The organism is Serratia sp. LSHTC3, from assembly GCF_057197125.1.
The window spans coordinates 1-1,902 of the sequence record NZ_JBXUNP010000016.1 but is presented as its reverse complement, the minus strand read 5'-3'; the positions used below and the strand labels follow the sequence as shown (position 1 = coordinate 1,902).

Genomic DNA, 1,902 nt, shown 5'->3' with positions numbered 1-1,902 from the left:
ACGGTGCCGCCACGGCGGGCGGTCAGCGAACCGACCGTGCCGCTGCCGCCGACGATGCCGCCGTTCTGCACGCTGACGGCCGAGGTGACCGAGCCGTTGATCGCCAGCCGCCCCTGATTGACCAGCGTCGGGCCGGCATAGGTGTTGGCGCCGGTCATGACCAGCGTGCCCATCCCTTCTTTGGTCAGGCCGCCATGGCCGGAGATGTTGTTGGAGTAGACTTCCAGCTCGCAACTGATGTCGTCACACTTTCTGGCGTGCAGCGTGCCGGCATCCACCTCGGCGCCCAGACCCGGAATATTGGCGACAAACTGGGTCGGGCCGTAGGCCACGCCCGTCGGATCCGGAATGCGGAACTCCGCAGGAATATCTTCAACGGTATAGAACATGCCCGGGCCGTTGATGGCCTTGCCCAGGTTGATCATCCCCCAGCCGTAGAGCGCGTCGATGCCCGGCGCGCCCATGTCGGTGGCGGTGGTTTTCAGCACGTCGGCAATCTGCGCCGAGCTCATGTACGGGAAGCGCTGCAGCAACACCGCCACCGCGCCGGTGACGTGCGGCGTCGCCATCGAGGTGCCATTTTTATTGCCGTAGTCCGACACCAGGTTGGCCGGATCGGAACCGTTGGCCACGGTGCTGTAGATTTTGCTGCCCGGCGACGAGACGCAGAAGCTGGCGGTATAGCCGCAACGGGAAGAGAAGCTGCTGATGGTGTAAGGCACGCTGTTGGTCGATGTCGCATCCTGCGCCACGCTGGCGACCGACAGCCAGTTGGGTGCGATGTCCGGCACGAAATAGGCCAGCCCGCTGATCACATCCGGCTGGTTGTAGTTGCCGTCGTTACCAGCGGCGAACAGCACCAGAATATTTTTGCGCGCCGCGTCGATGGCGCCCTGATAGCCTGCGCCGGCCAGGCTGCCGAGCAGCGGTTTGACCTGATCGAACTGTTCCTGCGCATCCTTCAGCTCAAAGTGCAGCGCGTTGGGATCGCGGCCGCCGTCGGACAGGAAATCGGGAATACTGACGCCCCAGCTGTTGTTGATCACCCGCACGCCGCTCTTGATCATCGCCTGCCAGCCGGCATTGGTGACGGCGCCGTCCAGGCCGAGGAATTCGCCGTAGGCCGGGCCGTCGTTGTCGTTATCGACGCTGATCACCTGCGAATCGAAGGCCACGCCGTGCATGCCGACGCCGTCGCGGTTCGCCGCGCTGATGCCCGCGACGTGCACCCCGTGATTGCTCAGCATGCCCTGTGAACCGCTGTAGAAGTGGAAGGTGCCGTCGAAGTAAAAGCGATCGCCGGCGTTAATCCCCGGCCGGTGCGGGTCGGTATAGGCGCGGTAGCCTTCGGTGACGACGTTGATCAGTTTGCCGTCGCCAGCAAACTCGGGATGGTGGTTAACCGGGGTGTCGAAAATGCCCACCTTCTGCCCTTTGCCGGTATAGCCGGCGGCGTAGGCCTCATCGGCATGGATCGCCCCCAGCCCCCAGTTGGCGTTGAACTCGGCGCTGCGCCAGCTGGCCGGATCGCCCGCCTGGCCGTTCTCTATATAGGTTGCGGCCTGCGCATACCCCGCCAGCGCCATGCAGCAGACCAGCGCGTTCAGCCGCCATGGTGAGCGACGAGCGTTTCCTTTGCTATCAAAACCCATTGTTGTTGTCATTTCCTTACCTTTTGCTTGTTATTGGCCGACGCCCCAGGTGCGCCGGGTTCTCATTAGCAGGATGTGAAAAAGGAACCGCCCGCAGACGGTTCCCGTACAAGGATTGAGTCGATGTTGCTTAGAAGCGCCAGGTGAAACCGGCGTTGACGCTGTTGTCTTGGTGGTTCTGCGACAGCAGCCCGCCGTAGCCCAGCGACAGCGAGGCGTTCTCGTTCACCGCCACTTCCGCCCCCGCCTT

General features: G+C 63.2%; 2 protein-coding genes. Both read right to left on the bottom strand.

Annotation, left to right across the window (positions count from 1 at the left end):
* On the bottom strand, positions 1–1,664 hold a 1,664-nt coding region (locus tag AC2CGI_RS24045), incomplete at its 3' end, for a S8 family serine peptidase (protein WP_484593983.1).
* A 118-nt stretch (positions 1,665–1,782) separates the two neighbouring features.
* Positions 1,783–1,902: autotransporter outer membrane beta-barrel domain-containing protein (locus AC2CGI_RS24040; RefSeq protein ID WP_369598691.1), on the bottom strand; the 120-nt coding region annotated here is incomplete at its 5' end.